The following is a 22,730-nucleotide window of genomic DNA, read 5'->3' on the forward strand; positions in this document are numbered from 1 at the left end:
AATTGAGATGAAAACATCACATATAAATGAAAATATGTCCAACCAAAATAGGATAGATATGAAACACATGACAAGGTGAAGAACATGCTTAATATTTCTGACTTACCTCAATCAGTAACAAATCGCCCTACATATGATAGGGAGCGCATGCAAGCGCGTATCGTTCATTTAGGGTTTGGTGCATTTCATCGCGCTCATCAAGCTTTACTTACAGATCGATTACTCAATAGTGGCAAAAGCGACTGGGCAATTTGTGAAGTCAACATTGTGGGTGGTGAGCAGCTGATTGAAGATATTCGTAAACAACATCACCTCTATAGTGTGCTGGAAAAAGGCGCGCAATCAAAAGCGCTTTTTATTATTGGTAGTGTAAAAGAATCACTACTGGCGACCGTTGATGGTATTGAATTGATACTTGAAAGAATGGCAAGTCCAATTGTTGAAATTGTATCATTAACTGTTACCGAAAAAGGGTATTGCATGCTCCCCGGCGGTAGAGGACTGGATCTCAATAATGCTTTAATTGAAGCTGACCTTGCCAATCCATGTGAACCTAAATCAGCGCCAGGTGTTATTGTGGAAGCCCTTGCCAGAAGAATGCAGCGAGGCATTTCATCATTTACAGCCCTATCTTGCGATAACATTCCAGAAAATGGTCATGTACTTAAAAAAGCCATATTGGATTTAGCAAAAGCACGTGACCCCAAATTAGCACAGTGGATTGAAGCCAATACAACCTTCCCATGTACAATGGTTGATCGTATAGTCCCTGCCGCAACTGACGAAACACTGACTGAAATACAGCAGGAATTGGGCGGAATGTATGATCCTTGTGGCATTGCCTGTGAACCTTTTATCCAATGGGTTATTGAGGATAATTTTGTTACACAGCGTCCTAATTGGGATGAAGTTGGCGCTGAATTTGTTGATAACGTCGTGCCATATGAAGAAATGAAATTACGCATGCTCAATGGTAGCCACTCATTTTTGGCCTATTTGGGCTACTTAGCGGGTTACCAACACATTAATGACTGCATGAATGATAATGATTACAAAAATGCCACTAAAACATTAATGATAAAGCAACAAGCACCCACTTTAAATGTCCCTGCTCATGTCGATTTACACCGTTATGCCGATAAATTAATAGAACGCTTTAGTAACCCATCACTAAAACATAAAACATGGCAAATCGCGATGGATGGGACACAAAAATTACCACAACGGCTTCTCGACTCAATTCGTTGGCATATTAAACATCATTCGGATTACTCACTATTAGCATTAGGCGTTGCCGGTTGGATGCGTTATGTCAGTGGATTTGATGATAACAATCAACCGATCGAGGTTAGGGATCCGATGCTCGATGAGATCAAACAGCAAATCAATACGAGTAAAGATGGCGAGGAACGCGTTAATCACTTACTCAGTTTAACCCGTGTTTTTGGTGACGATTTATCAAATGACCACCTATTTAAGCAAACTGTTACTCAGCATTATCTGGCTTTAATGACACAGGGTGCAAAACACACCATTAAACACTTAACGCTTTAATTAAGGGGAATTGAATGATGAAACAGTTTCTTGATGACAATTTCTTATTACAAACGGATGCTGCTCAACGTTTATATTTCGAGTATGCACAACAGCAACCGATTTACGATTATCATTGTCATCTGCCACCAAAAGATATCGCCGAAAATAAAAATTTTGGCAATTTAGCTGAAATTTGGTTAGCGGGTGATCATTATAAATGGCGAGTATTACGTACAGCCGGTATAGATGAACATTTTATTACGGGTGGAGCAAGCGATTATGAAAAATACCAAGCTTGGGCAAAAACCGTGCCTTTAACCTTAGGTAATCCCGTCTACCATTGGACTCATCTTGAATTACGACGCCCTTTTGGTTTTAAAAATATCGTTTTTAATGACAAAACCGCGGATCATATCTGGCATGAAGCAAATCAAAAACTGGCCACTCCACAATTTTCTACGCGTGGCATTTTAGCCGAAATGAACGTCAAAGCAATTGGGACAACCGATGATCCGATTGATTCATTACAATACCACCAACAAATCGCGGCAGATGCAACCTTCAAAACGGCTGTTAGGCCTAGTTGGCGTCCCGACAAAGTCTTTAAAATTGAGTTAGCCAGCTTTAATGATTACATTCAACAATTAGGCCAAGTCACTGATATTAACATTGTCCGTTTTGACGATTTATTAACCGCATTAACAAAACAGCTTGATCACTTTCAACGCCATGGTTGCCAAGCTTCTGATCATGGCATTGAAATTTTACGCTACGCTGCAGTACCGAGTGAAAAAACGCTCGATAATATATTGACTAAGCGACTGAATAATCAAACATTAAGTGAAGAAGAAATCGCAGAATTTTCAACAGCCGTATTGATCTGGCTGGGTCAACAATACCATAAACGCAATTGGGTCATGCAACTTCATCTTGGTGCGCTACGTAATAATAATCAAAGAATGTTTAAGCTATTAGGGCCAGATAGTGGATTCGATTCAATCGGTGATCGCCCTATCGCCGAACCGCTTTCAGCATTGTTAGGTCAATTGGATTTGACCGACCAACTTCCTAAAACCATCTTGTACTGTTTAAACCCACGCGATAACGAAGTATTAGCCACCATGATCGGTAACTTCCAAGGTGGCGGTATTGCCGGCAAGATTCAATTTGGCTCGGGTTGGTGGTTCAACGATCAAAAAGATGGTATGGAGCGCCAAATTATGCAGCTATCACAAATGGGATTACTCTCGTTATTTGTCGGTATGCTCACCGATTCACGGAGCTTTTTATCATTTACTCGCCACGAATACTTTCGACGCATTCTATGCAATATGGTCGGTCACTGGATTGAAAATGGTGAAATTCCTAGCGACTACTCACTCGTTGGGAAGATGGTTAGTGATATTTGCTACAACAATGCTCATCGCTATTTTTCACACACAGTATAGCGCTCAATGATCGATGATATAAATGCATCAAGCGCACGGGTTAATCCAAAAATGATAAACAATAAAAAATCGGTGTGCTTGAACAATAAAACATAAAATACACAGGAATAAGTCAATATGAAAAAAATTAAACACTTTCGTTGGTATATGATTTTACTGGTTTGTGCAATTACCATCATTAACTATTTAGATAGAACTGCATTAGGGGTTGCTGCGCCAACAATTTTAGAAACCACAGGGATTACAAAAGAGCAGTATTCGTGGATTGTCAGCGCATTCCAATTTGCCTATACACTCGGGCAACCGATTATGGGATTTTTTATTGATACCATAGGTTTAAGAGCAGGCTTTGCTATCTGTGCAGTCATTTGGGGGCTCGCCACCATGGGGCATGCCCTAACAGGGACATGGCAAGGTTTAGCAGTTATGCGCGCTATCATGGGCTTTAGTGAAGCATCAGCCATCCCTGCAGGTATCAAAACCGCATCAACGTGGTTTCCAGCAAAAGAACGTGGTATTGCCGCAGGTGTCTTTAATATGGGCACCTCTTTTGGTGCGATGCTTGCGCCGCCGTTAATTGCCTGGTGTATTATTTTTCACAGTTGGCAATTTGCTTTTGTGGTATCGGGTGCATTAGCACTGGTTGCAGCAGTGGTATGGTTTATCTTCTATCGCGATCCAAAAGATTCTAAATATCTATCAGAGCAAGAGCGCCAATATATTGAGTCTGGACAAGAAAAGTATTTAGATACGGGTAAAAAAGAAAAAGTGTCATTTAAAGTTATTTTGACACAACGAAACTTTTGGGGAATCGGTATTGCGCGTTTCTTAGCCGATCCCGCTTGGGGAACCATTAACTTCTGGGTACCTATTTTCTTTGTTGAAACCTTGCATTTTAGCCTAAAAGAGATCGCAATGTTTGTTTGGTTACCGTTCTTAATGGCTGACTTAGGTTGTTTAGCCAGTGGTTTTGTTGCTAAATTCTTTAATGATCGTGGCATTTCATTAATTAATTCGAGACTGATCACCTTTACGATTGGTGCGGTAATTATGATGACGATAGGTTTAGTCAGTATTGTTGAAAATCCTTATCTTGCCGTGTTCCTAATTAGTTTGGGCGGGTTTTCACACCAATTACTTTCAACGGTCGCCTCGACACTTGGTGGTGACTTATTTAAGAAAAATGAAGTCGCCACCGCAGTAGGCATGGCAGGTGCTTGTGCTTGGACTGGTCAATTAATCTTTAACCTGTTTATCGGTGCTTTTGTCGGCATCGTTGGTTTTGGACCATTCTTTATTGCCCTTGCTTTTTTTGACATTATTGGGGCTATTGTCTTATGGACATTTATTCGAGAAAAAAAAGAGCCTGATAATCAACAAACGGTTACATCATAAAAAACGCATATGAATAGGCACCGGTCGGTGCCTATTTTTGTCACAAATGGTCTTATTTAATGCGTGATATTTATATATAATGTGAGAGACCGATTTTTATTCACATTTTAAAACGAGTAGAGACTATGAAAAACTGGAAAAGAAGTGCTGAAGACATTTTAACTATTGGCCCTGTTGTGCCTGTTATAGTTATCGAACGAATTGAAGAAGCGGTACCGCTTGCAAAAGCATTGATTGCTGGCGGAGTAAAAGTGTTGGAAGTCACGTTAAGAACACCCTGTGCGCTTGACGCCATTAAGAAGATCATTAAAGAAGTCCCAGAAGCTGTTGTCGGCGCAGGAACAGTGACCACAGTTGAACAACTTAAGCAAGTCACAGATGCAGGCGTTGAATTTATTATTACTCCAGGTATTACTGATTCGATTTTAAAAGCAGCCGTTTCGGGACCGGTTCCAGTCATACCCGGTATCGCCACAATATCAGAATTATTAACTGCTCAAGAGTACGGTCTGACCGCATTAAAATTCTTCCCAGCAGAAATTAATGGTGGCGTAGCAGCACTCAAAGCCTTTGCGGGTCCATGTGGTTATATGAAGTTTTGCCCAACTGGTGGTGTTAATCCGCAAAACTATCGTGAGTACCTTGCATTAAGTAATGTACTTTGTGTTGGTGGGACATGGTTTATCCCGACTGATGCGATAGCGAAAGGGGATTTTGCAAAAATTACTGAACTGGCAAAACAAGCCATTGCAGGTGCACAATAATCGCATAGGCAATCAGCAGGTTAGCCTGCTGATTTTACATTGATTTAACTTCTTAATCCTCGACCACTTTCGATAATTTTCCAAGCAATCGCGTACATCACAACCACAAACAAAATTAACATTGAAAATGTGACCGTTAAAGAGACGTCTGAAATACCTAAAAATCCATAGCGAAAACCATTAATCATATAAACAATCGGATTAAGTTTTGAGATCCATTGCCACACTTGTGGTAATAAGGTTAACGAGTAAAACACACCACCTAAATAGGTTAATGGAGTTAACACAAAAGTCGGAATAATACTAATGTCATCAAAAGACTTTGCAAAAACCGCATTTAATAGACCGGCTAACGAAAACAATATTGATGTTAACAATAACGTACATACAATGATCGCCCAAGAGTGCACATCGTAACTCACAAATAACATTGAGATAATTGTCACTAATATGCCAGTACAGATCCCTCTCGCTACGCCGCCGCCCACATATCCCCAAATAATAATGTGGGTGGGTACCGGCGCCACTAACAGTTCTTCAATATTATGTTGAAATTTAGCGCTAAAAAATGACGAACAGACATTCGTATATGAGTTAGTAATGACCGACATCATAATTAAGCCCGGTACAATAAACTGCATATAACTAAAGCCACCCATCTCCCCTACGCGTGAACCAATCAAATTACCAAAAATAACAAAATAGAGCGACATGGTGACAACAGGTGGAATTAATGTTTGAACCCAAATACGCAGAAAACGCGTCACTTCTTTACGCCAAAGACTTTTTAACGCAATCCAATATAAACTATTCATTTTCACCTCCTTGCCCTTGTGACTCATGAACAAGATCGATAAATAACTCTTCCAAGCGGTTGGTTTTATTATGCATACTGACGATATTAATGCCCTGTTCTGCAAATAATGAAAATAGGTGGTTTAATCCTTGCCCTTTATTCACTTCAACTTCAAACGATCCTGGTTCATTCATTTTAAAGTAATAATCGGGTAGCGTCGGCTGTTTATCTACTGGTACATAATCAAACACAATCGTTTCTGATTTAGAATTCGCTAATAACGCTTTCATTGAGGTATTAGCGATTAATTCGCCATGTTGGATGATACCAATATTTCGACATAACATTTCGGCCTCTTCCAAATAGTGCGTTGTTAAAATAATGGTAATGCCTTGCTGATTAATTTGCCGTAGAAATTCCCACATTGAGCGGCGAACTTCAATATCAACCCCAGCAGTGGGTTCATCTAAAATCAGTAAACGAGGTTCGTGGACTAATGCCCTTGCGATCATTAAACGACGCTTCATTCCCCCTGACAACATACGCGCTCGGCTATTGCGTTTATCCCACAACTCTAAAATACGCAAGTATTTTTCCGCACGCTCCATCGCGAGCTTACGTGGTAACCCATAGTAACCACCTTGATTGGCAACAATCTGAAAAACAGTTTCAAAAGGATTAAAATTAAATTCTTGTGGCACAAGGCCTAACTGGCGTTTTGCATTCACGACATCGTGATCTAAATCATGACCAAAAATCTGGACCTGGCCCGATGTTTTTGTGACAAGTGAACTGATAATGCCAATGGTGGTCGATTTGCCCGCACCATTGGGGCCAAGTAAGGCATAAAAATCACCTGCTTGGACGGTTAAATTGATACCTTTTAATGCTTCAACACCATTTTTATAGGTTTTTTTGAGCGCAACTAACTCTAGCGCAGCGACGGATGACATTAAGATTTCCTAGATATGAAAAAACATTATCAAGATACTATAAGCTCATATTCGCTAATTTCAACCAATTATATTGATTTATATTTATCAAGCCACTGATATCAGATTGCCAACTGCATTTTTCGTTAAATTATTGTCATAACCTATAATTATAGTGTAAAAACACCATATTATGCGATCTGCGAGTACACACTTAACGTTGATGATCAAATAAATACGAATTGATCAAAGCCAGCGGTTCCCGCCATACACCATTATATTTATCTTTATTATCAAAGTGGGTATTTGCGGATAACGCCGATACATCATGAAATCCTGAGCGCTTTGCTAACATAATTGAACGTAGCATATGAAATTCATTCGTTACCACAACTGTTTTACCCAATGGATAAAGATTATTGGCATAACGAAATTGTTGCGCGGTACGTGTGGATTGATCTTCTTCGTAAATTTGTGTGGCCTTTATACCATGTTCAATCAGATAGTTTTTCATCACACTGGCTTCGGTTGCTGATTCATCTTTACCCTGCCCACCACAGACAATCACAACAGTATCAGGATTTTGCTGTAAATAGATCAACGCCGTGTCTAATCTTTCTTGTAAAGTGATATTTGGCCTAGCTGGATCACCTATCACCTGTGCACCTAAAATCACCATGGTATCCGCCCCTGCTTGTGGCTCTTTAAGTGAATAGAGGTAAATAATGACATTGCAAAAAATAAAATACAGTATGATGGCGATGACTAAACGGCGTAAGTAATAGATAATTGTTTTCATTGTTGTGTTATCGTTGTTGTATAAAATGATGGCAGAATAATGTCGCTTTATGAAGATTATATGAAGTGTAAAACACGCTATAAATTAAATGTTGTTGATTGATGTCTCGAAAAAGGTCAACCTTGAGCCACCGCATAAAAAATGCCCGATAAAGGGCATCTTAATCATTAACAACGGGTTGATATCAGTAATTACTTACCAATACAAAATGAACCAAAAATCTTACCCAGTAAATCATCGGAGGTGAAAGCACCGGTGATTTGAGATAAGGCATCTTGCGCAAGGCGAAGTTCTTCCGCTAATAATTCTCCGGCATGGTAAACCGTTAATTGCTCTTGACCTAGTGCCAAGTGCTTAGCCGCTGTTTCTAACGCTTGTAAATGGCGCCGACGAGCTAAAAATCCACCTTCTGACGTCGCTGAAAATCCCATCGTTTCTTTTAAATGTTCACGTAGTAACTCAATGCCCGCATTAGTTCTTGCGGAAAGTCGGATAAGTGAGTAATGATTGACTTCACTGTAACCAAGTGTTTCTGCCGTTAAATCAACTTTGTTACGGATCACTGTCACCGGGACGTTAGAGGGTAAACGCTGCATAAAATCAGGCCACAATTTTTCCGGATCGGTTTCATCCGTTGTCGTGCCATCAACCATAAACAGTACGCGATCTGCTTGTTCAATTTCACACCAAGCACGTTCAATGCCGATACGTTCAACTTCATCACTGGCTTCACGTAATCCGGCCGTATCGATAATATGTAGTGGCATGCCATCAATATGAATATGCTCGCGCAATACATCGCGCGTGGTGCCGGCAATATCTGTTACGATCGCAGCATCGCGTCCAGCTAACGCATTAAGTAAGCTTGACTTACCCGCATTGGGCCGCCCTGCAATCACCACTTTCATCCCTTCACGCAATAATGATCCTTGTTTGGCTTCTTTGCGAACATCATTCAATTGTGCGACGACATCATTAAGTTGTGCTTCAATTTTACCATCAGAAAGAAAATCGATCTCTTCTTCTGGAAAATCAATTGCGGCTTCAACAAAAATCCGTAAATGAATTAACTGATTAACTAAATGATTAACTTTGTTAGAAAATACCCCTTGCAATGAAGACATTGCCGATTTTGCAGCCTGTTCAGAACTGGCATCAATTAAGTCAGCGATCGCTTCTGCTTGTGCAAGATCCAGCTTGTCATTTAAAAAAGCACGTTCAGAAAACTCACCCGGTTTTGCAATGCGAACATGGGCAACAGTTAAAATACGTTTTAACAGTAAATCAAGAATAACAGGCCCACCATGGCCTTGTAATTCAAGGACATCTTCACCAGTGAATGAATGCGGATTAGGAAAGAATAATGCAATACCTTGATCTAATACCGAACCATCTTCATTTAAAAAAGGTAAATATTGTGCATAACGGGCTTTGGGTACTTTACCCAATATTGTTTGAGCGACTGCCTTTGCCTGATTACCCGAAATACGTAAAATGCCCACACCACCCCGGCCGGGTGGTGTCGCTTGTGCAACAATAGTATCTAAATTCATGTTATCTGTTTATATCACCGTTTATTCAATAGGTATAATCATATCATGACCATAAAAATCAGTTATATTAAATTTTATAATATTAAATTTTGTCTTAGCTATGTGGAAATGCATTTTTTTGTGCCATAATCATCCACCTTATCCTTTTTTTGAGTCATTATTTGCATAAATTTTTCATAAAAGTTGATATGAAATCCTATTAATCCCTCTCAACCGGATAAGTCAGTTAATAATACAATCGAATAAATAAGGTATTTTCATGAGTAATTCTGACATGACAGCAGAATGGCGGCCGAGTGCTCGACCATTGAATCGAAAAGATTTAAAAACCTTAGTGCTTTCATCACTAGGGGGAACCCTTGAGTTTTATGATTTTGTTATCTATGCATTATATGTTGATCTGATTGTTGCCCCACTGTTTTTCCCTGATTCACTGAGTCCTTTTACAAAAGAGCTATTTGCATGGGGAATTTTTGCCGCAGGTTATTTAATTAGACCTGTCGGTGGAATCATTATGGCGCATTTTGGTGATAAAGTTGGACGTAAACAAATGTTTACCCTCAGTGTTGCAATGATGGCTTTGCCAACATTCATTATTGGTATCTTACCTACGTATAGCTCTATTGGGATGCTAGCACCCATTTTACTTTTATTAATGCGCATGTTACAAGGTGCCGCAATTGGTGGTGAAATGCCTGGCGCTTGGGTATTTATTGCAGAACATACACCAAAACAACGTTATGGTTTTGGTGTCGGTACGTTAACATCTGGTATTACTGGTGGTATCTTACTTGGTTTCTTAATCACTATTGTGATCGATATGTTCTTTAGCCGTGGTGAAGTTTTAGATTTTGCATGGCGTATCCCGTTTATTATTGGTGGTATCTTTGGTGTTATCTCTGTTTATTTACGTCGTTTCTTATCGGAAACGCCTATTTTCAAAGAATTAGCGGCACGTAAAGCACTCGAGAAAAGTATTCCCGTTGTCTCCGTTATCAAAAATCACAAAATGGCATGCTTACTAGTGGCATTAGTCACATGGTCACTATCAACCACGATTATGGTCGGCGTCTTGATTACACCAGGTAAAATTCTTGGTGGTATGTATCATGTGCAGCCAATTGATTGCCGTGTTGCGGGCTGTGTTGTTGCGTTAATGTTAACCGTTGGCTGTATTTTATTTGGTTGGTTAGAAGATAAGATCGGTACAACCGTCAATATGATGATTGCATGGGGTGGATTGGCCGTTACCAGTTTGTATTTTTATGCCTCGTTAACACCCGATATGAGCCTATCAATGCTGTATTTTAATTATGGCTTATTCGGTTTATTTACTGGTGCAATTGCAACGACACCAATCGTTGGTACTCGCGCGTTTCCACCATCAATTCGCTATTCAGGATTATCATTTTCTTATAATCTTGCTTATGCGGTGTTTAGTGCCATTACACCAACATTAACCTTATATTTACTTAACCCAAATCATATTTTAGGTGAATATTTCTATATGGGCGCAGGTATTTATATCTCGTTTGTCGCCATTTTGGCTGCTCTGGTTGGATTCTGGCCACTCGCAAAATTTGGCTGGCGCGCTAAAGAAGCGTAATGCTGATGCATCGCATGCGTACTAAGCATGTGATGCATGATTTCATTATCCTTGCACTAATTATTATTATCCACGACAAATCACGGCTAAGACATTCGTCGTTGGATTGCTATAGCCCACCGATCCTTTAACAACATAAAATTGATTGGTATCATCGGCTTTATCTGCAGTCCAATAATACTCTCTTGCAGTCCAAGGCGAATTAGCATAAGTATACACATTTCCCCACTCCCCCATGAATGTACTATCAACATCGCGAGAATAGGCGCCACCACGTGAGGTGGTCGGTAAAGGTTCATTCGCAATGGGACTATTTGTAAACTCATCACGTTTAAACAGATAACGCGATGCAATACTTTGATTAGCCGAACCTGCTAAATTTTCATCTGCCCCACACGCAATTGCTGCAAGGTAGGTACCACTAAAATCACTTGCGGTGTTATACGCGAGCATGCTTTTAGGCGACGTTGCCCATTTTATTGGCGGTGCAATCGTATAACGATCAACTGGTTGCCAAGTTGAGCCACTATCTAATGTGTATTCCATATTAATTATTATCGATGAGGTCGGCTTGGTTGCACCATAAGTCACCATACAGTTTTGACCTAACTCGCTACTTGCGCTACCTGATAAGGTGACATATGGACTATTGGTACTACAGCGATAAATACTTTGATCACTGCCCGAACCAATTAAACTAAATGCCGCATTTTCAAATGCAACGGTTGGGAATGTAACACCCGCAATCCCCATTTTTGAATATGAAAAACCAAGATGGGCACGCTTTGTTGGTAAGCTGTTATCATAGTCCCACACAGTTGGATTATAGCCGCCCGGATTTGCCGCTGATTGATAAGGATATTTAGTTTCCGTCGAATTTCGTCCTGTATACACCTCAGTGCTTGCAGGCTTGATATAGCAGATATTTGGACCACTTGCCATAAATCGGTAGGTTTTTCCCGGATAACTGCCGTAAGTTGTCGTGCTAGGATCACCAAAACGTGTTTGGGCTTTTACATCATCAGCACGAATATAGAGTAAATAAGGACCACCACATACCGATAAGGGTAGCGCCAGATTCGTCACTTGTTTACTGTCAGTAATCCAGCTAGCCGTAATAGTACCACTTGGCGTACCGAGATCGCCATCTGGGTCAATTTGCAACGATGCAGAGAGACTGTTTGCTTTACCATCAGCCAGCACTAATGCCTGCACATCGTTGTATTTCATTCCTTTAGGTGCAATAATCGTATCGGTTTGAGAAGGCCCGATATAAACCATCCCACCTTTACCATCAGGCATACTAAAGCTGACTAATTGTTCTGTTGTCGTGACTAACGTACCATCAGTTAATTGTAAATAAGGTGCCTCACCTTGAATGGTGTGTGCAGTCGTTGCTAACAGTGTGGCTACTGCATGGTTAGGGAATAAAAAGGCGCTAAAAAAACTAACACCGATATATAAACATGTGGCAGTTGGCGTCACTGTTGCATTTTGGCTAAATTGAAGCTTATTTAAGTTATTGTTATGTTCAAGTATCCTACTCATTATCTTTCCTTGTTTTCAATACTTTTATTATTATTTTATTAACATGTCTTATTTACAGAATATTAGACATGACTTTTAGCGGGTTTAACGTCAACTTCCATTTCTGCAAGTTCTTGTAATATTCCACAAGTATCATCGGTTGGGTGGCAATGGTTTTGCAGCTCAACTAATTGTGAGCGAAGTGACTTTAGCTCTTCAATACGTTCATCAATATGCTGTAAGTGACTTTGTAATAAAGCATGTGCACTTTCATGTTCAGATCGATTAGCTGGATCATCAGCAATCATAATCAAAGTTCTAATCTCATTATGACTCATTTCAAGTGCACGGCAGTTACGGATAAATATCAAACGATCCAAATGCTTTTTACTGTAAACACGATAATTACTCTCGGTTCGATCAGCTTGCGGAAATAAACCGATTTTTTCATAAAAACGAATGGTTTCAGTCGTGCATCCAGCAGCGTTAGCTAATTGCCCAATTTTCATCATGAATGACTCCGGCAAAAACAATCGACAAAATGATCATCGACTAATCCCATTGATTGCATAAAAGCATAGCAAATTGTTGAACCGACGAAGGTAAAGCCGCGTTTTTTGAGCGCTTTTGACATCTGATCTGAAACCGCCGTACTTGCGGGTACTTGTGATAGGTTTTGGTAATGATTAATCACTGTCTGTCCATCGACAAAAGACCATATAAACTGTGCAAAATCTTCACCGTTTTCTTGCATAACTAAATAGGCCTGTGCATTTTTCACAATTGCATTTAATTTTAATCGATTACGGATTAAACCCGTATTTTGCATTAATACCTCAATATCATTTTGATTTATTGTGATAATTTTTTGAGGGTCAAAATTAAAGAAACAACGTCGATACTCGGCTCGCTTTTTCAGTACGGTGATCCATGATAAGCCTGCCTGCTGCCCTTCAAGGCAAATTTTTTCAAACAATTTTAAGCTATCATGTTGCGGTTTACCCCATTCATTATCGTGATAATCAATATATAACGGATCATTATTCACCCAGCCACAACGTATTAATTGTTTCGCCATACTTTTTTCCTGATTTAGATGAATGTATTCTTAGTAAATTTAGCCATAATTTGTTAAGATTAACACTTCCACAATGATTAATAAACAGTATAAAATAGCCAATTATTTAAATCATTTTATACAACTTGATAAAAAGATAACATCATGCAAAAGTTTAATGTAAAAACCTTTCAAGGGTTAATTCTGACATTACAGGATTATTGGGCGAATCAAGGCTGTACCGTTATTCAGCCTCTTGATATGGAAGTTGGTGCGGGGACTTCTCACCCAATGACGTGTCTACGAGCACTCGGGCCTGAACCGATTAATGCTGCTTACGTGCAGCCATCACGTCGTCCAACGGACGGACGTTATGGTGAAAACCCGAACCGATTACAGCATTATTATCAATTTCAAGTTATTTTAAAGCCGTCTCCTGAAAATATTCAAGAACTCTACTTGGGTTCATTAAAAGAATTAGGCTTAGATCCAACAGTTAATGATATTCGTTTTGTCGAAGACAACTGGGAAAACCCAACACTTGGTGCTTGGGGACTAGGTTGGGAAGTTTGGCTTAACGGTATGGAAGTCACGCAGTTTACTTACTTTCAACAAGTTGGCGGACTCGAATGTAAACCCGTCACAGGTGAAATCACTTATGGCCTTGAACGTTTAGCTATGTATATCCAAGGTGTTGATAGCGTCTACGATCTTATCTGGAGTGATGGCGTATTTGGTAAAACAACCTATGGGGATGTTTTCCATCAAAATGAAGTCGAACAATCAACGTATAATTTTGAGTATGCCAATACCGATTTTCTATTTTATTGTTTTGATCAACATGAAAAAGAAGCGCGTTACTTACTTGAGCTGGAAAAACCATTACCACTACCGGCTTATGAACGAATTTTAAAAGCAGCACATTGTTTTAACTTACTTGATGCGCGTAAAGCCATTTCAGTTACTGAGCGCCAACGCTATATTTTAAGAATCAGAACATTAACCAAAATGGTGGCTGAAGCTTATTATGCATCGCGCGAAGCCTTAGGATTCCCTATGTGCCAACGTCAAAATGAAACTGCGTCAAAGTAAGGAATGAATATCATGCAAAACACATTTTTAGTTGAACTGGGTACTGAAGAGTTACCACCAAAATCACTGCGTACCTTTGCTGAAAGCTTTGCGGCGAATTTTATTGAACAGCTTGATAATGCCAATCTCAAACATGGTGAAGTGATTTGGTATGCTTCACCACGTCGCTTAGCTTTAAAAGTGCTAAACCTAAATGATACCCAACCCGATACCCAAATCGTTAAACGTGGTCCGGCAGTCAGTGCCGCATTTGATGCAAATGGTAATCCCACTAAAGCCGCTGAAGGCTGGGCTCGCGGTTGCGGAATTACCGTTGATCAAGCCGATCGTGTACAAACCGATAAAGGTGAGTGGCTATCTTATACGTTAAATCAACAAGGGCAACCTGTTGTTAACTTATTGTGTGAGATGGTTAAAACGGCACTTAGCAAGCTACCTATTCCAAAACCAATGCGCTGGGCAGCAAAACAAGTAGAATTTGTTCGTCCAAGTCATACGCTCACCATGCTTTATGGTGATGATGTTGTCCCTGGCACAATTTTAGACATTGAATCAGATCGTGTCATTCGAGGTCACCGTTTTATGGGTGAACAAGAATTTACGATTGATAGTGCTGATCAGTATCCACAAATTTTAGAACAACGTGGTAAAGTGATTGCAGACTATGATAAACGTAAATCAATCATCAAACAGCAAGCCGAACTGGCAGCCGAAAAATTGGGTGGTAAAGCAGACTTAACTGAAAGCCTACTGGAAGAAGTGACTTCATTAGTCGAATGGCCCGTTGTATTAACAGCAAAATTTGAAGAAAAATTCCTTGATGTGCCGGCAGAAGCACTGGTTTATACCATGAAAGGCGATCAAAAATATTTTCCAGTCTACGATAAACAAGCCAAATTGCTGCCTAATTTTATTTTTGTGGCCAATATTGAGTCCAAAGACCCACAAGTGGTCATTTCGGGTAATGAAAAAGTGGTTCGACCACGTCTGGCTGACGCAGAATTCTTTTATAAAACCGATTTGAAACAAACATTAGCCGATCGCTTACCACGCCTTGAAACGGTGTTATTCCAGCAACAACTGGGGACCGTAAAAGATAAAGTATTACGTCTTGAAGAGTTAGCTGGCTTTATTGCGCATCACATCCATTGTGATGTCAAACAGGCTAAACGTGCTGGTTTATTATCGAAATGTGATTTAGTGACCAATACAGTGTTTGAGTTTCCAGAAACTCAAGGCATTATGGGGCGTTACTTAGCAATAAAAGATAACGAAGACATTGATGTTGCCATCGCCATTGAAGAACAGTATAAACCGCGTTTTTCTGGAGATGCGCTGCCAAGCACATTGGTTGCCAGTGCCGTATCGATTGCCGAGAAAATGGATACGCTAGCAGGGATTTTTGGCATTGGTCAACATCCGAAAGGCGATAAAGACCCGTTTGCATTACGCCGCGCTGCGATTGGTATTTTACGCATTATTGTTGAAAAATCATTATCCATTGATTTAGTTGACTTAACTCACCATGCGGTTTCATTGTATGGCGATAAGTTAACCAATAAAAATGTGGTTGAAGACATTGTGAGCTTTATGCAGGGACGTTTCCGTGCATGGTATCAAGAACAAGGCTTTGCAATCGATACCATTCAATCTGTCCTTGCCCGCAATCCAACAAAACCGGCTGATTTTGATGCCCGCGTTAAAGCCGTTACTCACTTTAGAACCTTACCTGCTGCGGTATCATTAGCTGAAGCCAATAAGCGTGTATCGAATATTTTATCTAAAGCGGGAATTGCTATTCCAGAAAAAGTCAATGCCTCATTACTTGAGGATGGTGCTGAAGGAGAATTGGCGAAACAGATTGCCGTGTTGACGGATAAGCTCGAACCTTACTTCAATCAAGGACGATATCAAGAAGCACTGATTGAACTCGCCTCATTAAAAGAGCCCGTTGATAACTTTTTTGTTGCCGTGATGGTCATGGCCGATGATCAGCAAGTTAGACTCAATCGACTCGCATTATTGAGTAAATTACAAAGCTTATTCTTAAAAGTTGCTGATATTTCGTTATTACAATAACGATACTACACTAAACCGAATTGGCATTAATCATGTCAATTCGGTTACCATTTATTCAAAAAGGAGTTTGTTTTGTTGTCGTTTTCTTCGGTATTATCTGATGCTCGTAATTTTATAAGTAATAACTTTACTATAATCGTCACTATTGTTGTGATTTTATCGATCATCACGCAAATGATTAATGTGCTTCTTTCCCCAAGTATTGAAACGATTAGTCCAATTAAATCCATACTCGAACAGACAATACAACAATATGGTGAATTATCTGCTGAAGCGCTAACAAATACACTCAATTCACTTTCCGAACAACAAAAGCAACAACTGGTTCCCGTTGCAATGAGTTTTTTATTTAAAGTCGGTTTGGTATTTTTAGTCACTAACTTGATTGCAATGAGTTGCGTCCTTGCCACGATTTATACCATTTCAGCACAGCAATTCTCGTTAAATAATCTGTTACAAAGCCTGATAAAAATAGCCCCACAAATTCTATTTTTTATGCTGTTGGCGATACCTGGTTTTATTATTTTATCACTGGTTGCATCGGTATTAGCACCGATTGCTGCGCCGCTTGGCATGTTAGCCGCTGTATTCTATATGGCCGCGTATATTGTTTTTCTTGCTGTGATTATTGATCCGATGCCCTATGCAGGTTTTATCTATAAATTGAAAATCACGCTGCATTTTTTGAGACGTGAAATGCGCTTAATACTACCTATGGTTGCAATTTGGCTCTTGGCATCATTTTTATTAAAAGCAATGGCAGGCATGTTAGCGGATAATAATTTTATTGTGGAAACGATTTTTAGTGTATTTAAATTGTTGTTAAGCTTCCTGACGGTATGTTATCTCTATCGTCTTTATTCATTATCTAACAATATGTTACCTTATGACGCCCGCAATTAATTTATTAAAAAAATTAAAAATCGTGTTCAATATTCACCAATATGAACACGATCCACATGAAACACAATTTGGCAAAGAGGCTGTTGAAAAGCTGGATCCTAGCTTGAATGTGGTGGCAGAGCAAGTATTCAAAACGCTTGTAATAAGCCTTAATGGTAACAGCAAGGAATTAGCGGTGTGCGTGATACCGGTTGATGATCACTTAGATTTAAAAAAAGCAGCTAAAGCACTGCATAGCAAAAAAGTGGACTTAGCTGACCCAACCCTTGCCCAAAAAATCACAGGCTATTTAGTCGGTGGCATTAGCCCGCTTGGCCAAAAAAAACAGCTCCCGACATTGATTGATATGAGTGCCACACAATTTAAGACCATGTTTGTTTCTGGTGGTCGACGTGGACTTGAAATAGAAATAGCCCCTCAGGATCTTGCCAAAATAGTCAATGCTCAATTGGTCGATATCGCCGTTTAGATTATTCTTATCCATGACATCGTTGCAACAATTTTATTGCCCTTTTTTGTGTGTTACCGACCACTTATTTTAATTAAAGTTCATCTCTTACTATATCTCAAATAGGTTGACTATTTCTTATTAGTATTTTAATTTTATCTTTAGTTTTGACTATAACTAAATGATGTTAAACTATTTTTTGGTTTTATCATTAGGCAAAATTGATGTTATAACCCTGCATGTGAAGTTGATCGACTTTAATTTCAAGTCTTCGTTTATAACATAATGGTTTTATACAACACGAAAAGAAGTTTTATTATGTATCCTGAATTACAAAATAAAGTTGCAGTGATAACTGGCGGTTCAAAAGGTATCGGTAATGCGATATGTTATCGCTTTGGTGAAGAAAAAATGAACGTTGTTGTTAACTATAATTCAGATGCAAGCGGCGCAGAAGAAGCCGTTAATCTCATAAAAAAAGCCGGCGGTAATGCAATTGCAGTCAAAGCGGATGTCGGAAGTGAAGACGGTAATCTGCATTTGCTTGAACAAGCCATCAACACATTTGGAGGTCTTGATATTTGGGTTAACAATGCCGGAATGGAAAACCAATACAATACTCATGAGCTTCCGCTTGCTGAGTGGGAAAAAGTCATTAACATCAATTTAACTGGCGTCTTTTTAGGTTCACGTACTGCACTCAATTATTTTGTTAAAAATGGTAAAAAAGGCAATATTATTAATATGTCCTCCGTCCATGAACAAATTCCATGGCCGACTTTTGCGCATTATGCAGCATCAAAAGGCGGCGTGAAATTATTTACCCAAACAATCGCGATGGAATATGCGCCGCATAATATTCGAGTCAATAGTATCGGCCCTGGTGCGATTAACACGCCAATTAATGCCAAAAAATTTGCTGATCCAAAACAATTAGAAATGACCACCAGCATGGTACCAATGCAACGGATTGGTGATCCCGCTGAAGTTGCTGCTGTTGCAGCTTGGTTAGCATCAGACCAATCGAGTTATGTAACGGGGATAACATTATTTGTTGATGGGGGAATGACGCTCTACCCATCATTCCAAGGTGGGCGTGGTTAAACATTACGAGCTGGTGGGTTATCTCATCAGCATGTTATCGAGAACAAAAGGGTTTATAAATGGAAATTTTAATTGCACTGTTACCTGCATTGGGTTGGGGTATACAGCCGCTTATATTGAAAAAATTAGGTGGTAAGCCTACAAATCAAATACTAGGAACAGGTATTGGCGCAATTATTGTTGGTTTAATTGTCCAATTTTCGTCCTCCCCTGATAGTATCTCCTTAACCATATTTTTAATCAGTTTAGCTTCTGGTGTATTTTGGGTTATTGGTCAAACAGGTCAATACCATGCATTAGATATTATGGGTGTTTCAAAAACCATTCCCGTCAGTACTGCACTGCAACTTATTGGTACATCGATAATTAGTGTCATTGCCTTTAATGAATGGCCTGGCTTGACATTTAAACTGATCGGATTAGCCGCGATTATTTTACTGATTATTGGTGTAGCCATGACATCAGTGAGTGAAAAGAAAGCAGATGTGCGGTCATTAAAACTCGGTGTAATGATATTATTTTATACCAGCGCAGGTTATTGGATTTATAATGTTTTACCGAAAATGGTTAATGCCCCCGCCCTATCCATTTTCTTTCCACAAATGTTAGGTATCTTTTTAGGCGCATTAGTCTATATTTTATTTAAACATCCTAAATCCATTACTGAAAGCAAAACATGGCAAACGGCCGTAGTGGGTATTATATTTAGCTTATCAGCATTAGCTTATATTTTTGCGGCGAAACTCACTGGGGTGGCAACGGCGTTTATCATTACACAGTTAAATGTGGTGGTTGCTACAATCGGTAGTTTAGTTATTCTAAAAGAACGAAAAACGCCAAAAGAATTAAAAAGTACATTAGTTGGATTAGCATTAATTGTGGTGGGTAGTGTTATTACCATTTTTATTTAAATGACTGTAATGACATTAAGCACCATCATCAAAATGGTGCTTTTTATACCATAAAAGGTGACTTTAAAATTAGGATGTCAATCTTATGAAATTCGCCCGAAGCTGTCTTTGACAATTGCTTGGAATTCACTAAAAGTTCGGCTGTTTAATAAACGTTTAGTGGATTTTTCTTTCACGAAATTAACAAACAAATTATAGATACTCATCGCATCTTCATACTCATCTTTACTGATGGCTAATAAAAAGATAACGTTGGCAACTTCATTTTTGTTTTTATCCCAGACGATGCCCTGTGGTGCCAATATGGTGACCACTTTGGTTTTTTTAGCTAATAAACCAACAGAATGGGGAATCGCAATATTTTCACCTAATAATGTTGAAACAATCGCTTCACGCTCAATTAAAGAAGGGTAAAAATCAGGATCAACATATCCGCCGGCTTCCAGTTTTTTACACACCATTTTAAACAGCTCTTGCTGAGTGATCGGTTTATTAATTACCATGAACAAACGTTCATCAAAAAAACGCTCTAAAATATATGGCATCGTGCGATCAACCATCGCTAAACGCCCTAATTGTTCTAATTGATAAGGTGTTGGAAAAGGCGCAATTTTCACAATCGGTTTATCTTTTTCGGTCAGCCTAACCGTTGTGACAATAAAATCCTCTTCAACAGAACTAAGCTGCTCATACTCCCGATAAGACAAAGGTCGAGAAATTTGTATTTGCGGAAAATCACGTTTGATTTTTGATTCAATCATACGCAGTGTTGAGTTACCCAATTCACTAACTAAAAGCACTCTAGGGTGCCTTTCATATTCAACACTGTAGTTTCTTTCTAATGCTACGCCAATATGTACTGCAAGATAACTGATTTCATCCTCAGTTAATGTAAATTCCGTATACTTTTCAGTGTTATTTACCGCAGACAACGTAATATCGTAGGCAAATGGATAGTATTGTTTGATTTCGTTAAGTAATGGGTTTGTTGAATGAATTTGATACTTAACACGAGATAGCATAGATGAAATATGCACAAACAGATCTTTCTTCAATTTTTCATCATGACGCATATCATATTTATAATGGTCATTGATGTAATTTAAAATATGTTCAATTAAACCATCGCTTTTTTCTTGTATTGCATTGGATAACGATGATGCATCGCCCCGAGAACGGGACGCAATTTGAACACAAAGGTAATTAAACTCAGCTTCTGACAGCGATGAACCGAGGAAATAAGCAAATCCTTCGGCAATTTCAGCAGCGGCAGCAATAATGTTACTGTCTAATTGATCCGTTTGATACTGAATCAACTCTTGCCCCATCGTAATACGTGAAATGGAAACTGCGCAGCTATATAACAGATAACCCTGACCTTCTGCGGTAAGTTTCAAATCAAAACGTTCAAATTGATTTTGCAGGATTTTTTCTAAATAATGTAAATCAATATCATGCAAAACGGTTTGTTGAAGCCGTGCCATTGTGCGATGATCTTCAGCCGTATAAATCTGCCATAAAATATCTGTCAAACAGGTGCGAATCGCAGGCTCTTCACCCAATAATCGCATGCCTTGATACGGTTTTTTTTCTAACAACAAACCGTATTTATCTAAATAATCTTTAACTTCGGCAATGTCACTTTGGATTGTGCTACGACTAATAAACCAACTGTCCGCAATATCATCCAGTTTAACGGCTTTGACTTGAGTTAAAAAGCGGATCAAGAGATCAAGAACTCGCTCACGGCTACTTCTTGGCAGTGGTTTAAGTTGGTTTTCTTCAAGTGGCAACGTTTCATAACGTTGGCTATCGAAAATCACTAATTGGTAACCCACATTTTTTTTATAATCAATCTGGGCACCATATAAACTTAAAATTTCGTTAAGCGTGATGACATCAGTCCGAATCGTTCTTGCAGACACATCAAAACGATTCGCTAACTCTTGCTGAGGTAGGGTTTCATTTTTAATTGCATCATAAAGATATGCAAGACGTTGATAAGGAAATAATGCCATCAAATTGACCTATTTAAGTAGTTTTTCTGTGATAGATAATAGGGTTTTCACATCTTCCGGTCGGGTTTTTCCTGACACCGGGTCAATGATTGAAGTGTAAATGTGAGGAATCACTTTTTTCACCCCTGCATCTAAGGCAATTTTCAAAATTGCTTCGTAGTTATCTAAATCAATACCGCCGGTTGGTTCAAGATAAAAATCAAGTTCTGCACAGCATTTAGCAACATACTCAAATTCATCTTTATGTTTTAAGCCACCCATTGGGAAGTATTTAATTGAGCTACCGCCCATATCTTTTAATAGCTCAATCGCCGTTTCAACTGGCACCACACCATCTGGTGCTTTAGAACTTAATGGACCTGTTGAAATTTTAACTAAGCCCACTTTACCCGTTGGTGACACTAAACCGTTGATGACGGTATCGTTTTGGCCCAATAATGCACGGCTTGTTGCAACACCTGTAAAGACTTGATTCACATGTTGTGGTTGTAATACAGCAGAAATTTCAGATACCATTTTTGATTGATTTGGATCACCAGCACCAAGACCAACTGAAATCGCATTATCAATCGCTAATGCATATTTTTTCATGTCTTCAATGGCAGATTGATTGTCTGGGTAATTTTTTGATAATACGCCAACAACAACATAAGTTTGTGCCGCATCATAGACTTCTTTTGCATTCTCAATTGAGTTAGCAAGGACGTTTAAACATACGCGGTCATGTAAATAATTAGGTAAACATTTTGACATTCTTTTACT

At 39.1% G+C, this 22,730-nt stretch carries 20 protein-coding genes; 11 read left to right on the top strand and 9 right to left on the bottom strand.

All coding sequences use genetic code 11. The annotated features are described in order from the left end of the window. The first annotated feature begins 84 nt into the window (after positions 1 to 84). The 4 genes from ABEA36_RS08020 (at position 85) to ABEA36_RS08035 (ending at position 5,143) form a co-directional block, all read left to right on the top strand. Positions 85 to 1,554, top strand: a complete 1,470-nt coding sequence (locus tag ABEA36_RS08020; RefSeq protein ID WP_345490662.1) for a mannitol dehydrogenase family protein — start codon at positions 85 to 87, stop codon at positions 1,552 to 1,554. A 17-nt stretch (positions 1,555 to 1,571) separates the two neighbouring features. Then, positions 1,572 to 2,984 carry a glucuronate isomerase gene (uxaC, locus tag ABEA36_RS08025; protein ID WP_345490931.1) on the top strand — a complete coding sequence of 471 codons (1,413 nt, stop codon included), beginning with the start codon at positions 1,572 to 1,574 and terminating at the stop codon, positions 2,982 to 2,984. Positions 2,985 to 3,101: 117 nt separating this feature from the next. Next, complete coding sequence (locus ABEA36_RS08030; RefSeq protein ID WP_345490664.1) at positions 3,102 to 4,379, top strand: MFS transporter; 1,278 nt, start codon at positions 3,102 to 3,104, stop codon at positions 4,377 to 4,379. 125 nt (positions 4,380 to 4,504) lie between these two features. Further along, entirely contained in the window at positions 4,505 to 5,143 is a 639-nt protein-coding gene (locus ABEA36_RS08035) for a bifunctional 4-hydroxy-2-oxoglutarate aldolase/2-dehydro-3-deoxy-phosphogluconate aldolase (RefSeq protein WP_345490666.1), read from the top strand. 44 nt (positions 5,144 to 5,187) lie between these two features. Here the strand turns inward: ABEA36_RS08035 and ABEA36_RS08040 are convergent, their stop codons facing one another. The 4 genes from ABEA36_RS08040 to mnmE all read right to left on the bottom strand — a co-directional run bounded on the left by ABEA36_RS08040 (position 5,188) and on the right by mnmE (position 9,223). Further along, entirely contained in the window at positions 5,188 to 5,958 is a 771-nt protein-coding gene (locus tag ABEA36_RS08040) for an ABC transporter permease (protein ID WP_345490668.1), read from the bottom strand. Then, complete coding sequence (locus tag ABEA36_RS08045; RefSeq protein WP_345490670.1) at positions 5,951 to 6,892, bottom strand: ABC transporter ATP-binding protein; 942 nt, start codon at positions 6,890 to 6,892, stop codon at positions 5,951 to 5,953. Before ABEA36_RS08045 ends, ABEA36_RS08040 begins: the two co-directional genes overlap by 8 nt. A gap of 193 nt (positions 6,893 to 7,085) precedes the next feature. Further along, positions 7,086 to 7,670: a YdcF family protein gene (locus tag ABEA36_RS08050; RefSeq protein ID WP_345490672.1), complete on the bottom strand. Its 585-nt coding sequence runs from the start codon at positions 7,668 to 7,670 to the stop codon at positions 7,086 to 7,088. Positions 7,671 to 7,861: 191 nt separating this feature from the next. Continuing rightward, positions 7,862 to 9,223 carry a tRNA uridine-5-carboxymethylaminomethyl(34) synthesis GTPase MnmE gene (mnmE, locus tag ABEA36_RS08055; protein WP_345490674.1) on the bottom strand — a complete coding sequence of 454 codons (1,362 nt, stop codon included), beginning with the start codon at positions 9,221 to 9,223 and terminating at the stop codon, positions 7,862 to 7,864. A gap of 259 nt (positions 9,224 to 9,482) precedes the next feature. Between mnmE and ABEA36_RS08060 the strand changes: the two genes are divergently transcribed. After that, positions 9,483 to 10,829 carry an MFS transporter gene (locus tag ABEA36_RS08060; RefSeq protein WP_425571881.1) on the top strand — a complete coding sequence of 449 codons (1,347 nt, stop codon included), beginning with the start codon at positions 9,483 to 9,485 and terminating at the stop codon, positions 10,827 to 10,829. 66 nt (positions 10,830 to 10,895) lie between these two features. On the opposite strand, the gene ABEA36_RS08065 is transcribed toward ABEA36_RS08060, so the two are convergent. The 3 genes from ABEA36_RS08065 to ABEA36_RS08075 all read right to left on the bottom strand — a co-directional run bounded on the left by ABEA36_RS08065 (position 10,896) and on the right by ABEA36_RS08075 (position 13,434). Continuing rightward, on the bottom strand, positions 10,896 to 12,377 hold the full coding sequence (locus tag ABEA36_RS08065; protein WP_345490676.1) for a hypothetical protein: 1,482 nt from the start codon (positions 12,375 to 12,377) through the stop codon (positions 10,896 to 10,898). Between the two features lie 62 nt (positions 12,378 to 12,439). Beyond that, positions 12,440 to 12,865 (bottom strand): MerR family transcriptional regulator, encoded by a 426-nt coding sequence (locus ABEA36_RS08070; protein WP_345490935.1) that lies wholly within the window; start codon positions 12,863 to 12,865, stop codon positions 12,440 to 12,442. Further along, on the bottom strand, positions 12,865 to 13,434 hold the full coding sequence (locus ABEA36_RS08075; protein ID WP_345490678.1) for a DNA-3-methyladenine glycosylase I: 570 nt from the start codon (positions 13,432 to 13,434) through the stop codon (positions 12,865 to 12,867). The genes ABEA36_RS08070 and ABEA36_RS08075 overlap by 1 nt, the downstream gene beginning before the upstream one ends. A 144-nt stretch (positions 13,435 to 13,578) precedes the next feature. On the opposite strand from ABEA36_RS08075, the gene glyQ reads away from it, so the two are divergent. From glyQ to ABEA36_RS08105, 6 genes are all read left to right on the top strand, one after another. Further along, positions 13,579 to 14,505, top strand: a complete 927-nt coding sequence (gene glyQ / locus ABEA36_RS08080; protein ID WP_345490680.1) for a glycine--tRNA ligase subunit alpha — start codon at positions 13,579 to 13,581, stop codon at positions 14,503 to 14,505. Positions 14,506 to 14,514: 9 nt separating this feature from the next. After that, positions 14,515 to 16,584, top strand: coding sequence for a glycine--tRNA ligase subunit beta (glyS, locus tag ABEA36_RS08085; RefSeq protein ID WP_345490937.1), 2,070 nt, complete (start codon positions 14,515 to 14,517; stop codon positions 16,582 to 16,584). Positions 16,585 to 16,656: 72 nt separating this feature from the next. Then, the gene (locus ABEA36_RS08090; protein WP_345490682.1) at positions 16,657 to 17,487 is read left to right on the top strand and encodes a YciC family protein; all 831 of its coding nucleotides are present in this window, start codon (positions 16,657 to 16,659) and stop codon (positions 17,485 to 17,487) included. After that, a complete protein-coding gene (gene ybaK / locus ABEA36_RS08095; RefSeq protein ID WP_345490684.1) occupies positions 17,471 to 17,956 on the top strand; it encodes a Cys-tRNA(Pro) deacylase in 486 nt (161 codons plus the stop codon). Before ABEA36_RS08090 ends, ybaK begins: the two co-directional genes overlap by 17 nt. Before the next feature lie 297 nt (positions 17,957 to 18,253). Then, complete coding sequence (locus ABEA36_RS08100) at positions 18,254 to 19,039, top strand: glucose-1-dehydrogenase (RefSeq protein ID WP_345490686.1); 786 nt, start codon at positions 18,254 to 18,256, stop codon at positions 19,037 to 19,039. Positions 19,040 to 19,098: 59 nt separating this feature from the next. Continuing rightward, complete coding sequence (locus ABEA36_RS08105; RefSeq protein WP_345490688.1) at positions 19,099 to 19,950, top strand: GRP family sugar transporter; 852 nt, start codon at positions 19,099 to 19,101, stop codon at positions 19,948 to 19,950. A gap of 83 nt (positions 19,951 to 20,033) precedes the next feature. Here ABEA36_RS08105 and ABEA36_RS08110 read toward each other — a convergent pair whose 3' ends face one another. Together ABEA36_RS08110 and dagF are read right to left on the bottom strand one after the other, a co-directional pair. Further along, positions 20,034 to 21,968 (bottom strand): BglG family transcription antiterminator, encoded by a 1,935-nt coding sequence (locus ABEA36_RS08110; RefSeq protein WP_345490690.1) that lies wholly within the window; start codon positions 21,966 to 21,968, stop codon positions 20,034 to 20,036. 9 nt (positions 21,969 to 21,977) lie between these two features. Continuing rightward, complete coding sequence (dagF, locus tag ABEA36_RS08115; RefSeq protein WP_345490693.1) at positions 21,978 to 22,721, bottom strand: 2-dehydro-3-deoxy-phosphogluconate aldolase; 744 nt, start codon at positions 22,719 to 22,721, stop codon at positions 21,978 to 21,980. Positions 22,722 to 22,730 lie beyond the last annotated feature (9 nt).

Source organism: Orbus sasakiae, from assembly GCF_039542345.1.
Lineage (GTDB): Bacteria > Pseudomonadota > Gammaproteobacteria > Enterobacterales > Orbaceae > Orbus > Orbus sasakiae.

Coding starts and splice junctions, on each gene's coding strand:
- ABEA36_RS08030 (WP_345490664.1), top strand. CDS start 3,102: ATGAAAAAAATTAAACACTTTCGTTGGTATATGATTTTACTGGTTTGT.
- ABEA36_RS08075 (WP_345490678.1), bottom strand. CDS start 13,434: ATGGCGAAACAATTAATACGTTGTGGCTGGGTGAATAATGATCCGTTA.
- ABEA36_RS08100 (WP_345490686.1), top strand. CDS start 18,254: ATGTATCCTGAATTACAAAATAAAGTTGCAGTGATAACTGGCGGTTCA.
- ABEA36_RS08045 (WP_345490670.1), bottom strand. CDS start 6,892: ATGTCATCCGTCGCTGCGCTAGAGTTAGTTGCGCTCAAAAAAACCTAT.
- ABEA36_RS08035 (WP_345490666.1), top strand. CDS start 4,505: ATGAAAAACTGGAAAAGAAGTGCTGAAGACATTTTAACTATTGGCCCT.
- ABEA36_RS08105 (WP_345490688.1), top strand. CDS start 19,099: ATGGAAATTTTAATTGCACTGTTACCTGCATTGGGTTGGGGTATACAG.
- dagF (WP_345490693.1), bottom strand. CDS start 22,721: ATGTCAAAATGTTTACCTAATTATTTACATGACCGCGTATGTTTAAAC.
- ABEA36_RS08050 (WP_345490672.1), bottom strand. CDS start 7,670: ATGAAAACAATTATCTATTACTTACGCCGTTTAGTCATCGCCATCATA.
- ABEA36_RS08020 (WP_345490662.1), top strand. CDS start 85: ATGCTTAATATTTCTGACTTACCTCAATCAGTAACAAATCGCCCTACA.
- uxaC (WP_345490931.1), top strand. CDS start 1,572: ATGAAACAGTTTCTTGATGACAATTTCTTATTACAAACGGATGCTGCT.
- ybaK (WP_345490684.1), top strand. CDS start 17,471: ATGACGCCCGCAATTAATTTATTAAAAAAATTAAAAATCGTGTTCAAT.
- ABEA36_RS08040 (WP_345490668.1), bottom strand. CDS start 5,958: ATGAATAGTTTATATTGGATTGCGTTAAAAAGTCTTTGGCGTAAAGAA.
- glyQ (WP_345490680.1), top strand. CDS start 13,579: ATGCAAAAGTTTAATGTAAAAACCTTTCAAGGGTTAATTCTGACATTA.
- ABEA36_RS08060 (WP_425571881.1), top strand. CDS start 9,483: ATGAGTAATTCTGACATGACAGCAGAATGGCGGCCGAGTGCTCGACCA.
- ABEA36_RS08110 (WP_345490690.1), bottom strand. CDS start 21,968: ATGGCATTATTTCCTTATCAACGTCTTGCATATCTTTATGATGCAATT.
- ABEA36_RS08070 (WP_345490935.1), bottom strand. CDS start 12,865: ATGAAAATTGGGCAATTAGCTAACGCTGCTGGATGCACGACTGAAACC.
- mnmE (WP_345490674.1), bottom strand. CDS start 9,223: ATGAATTTAGATACTATTGTTGCACAAGCGACACCACCCGGCCGGGGT.
- ABEA36_RS08065 (WP_345490676.1), bottom strand. CDS start 12,377: ATGAGTAGGATACTTGAACATAACAATAACTTAAATAAGCTTCAATTT.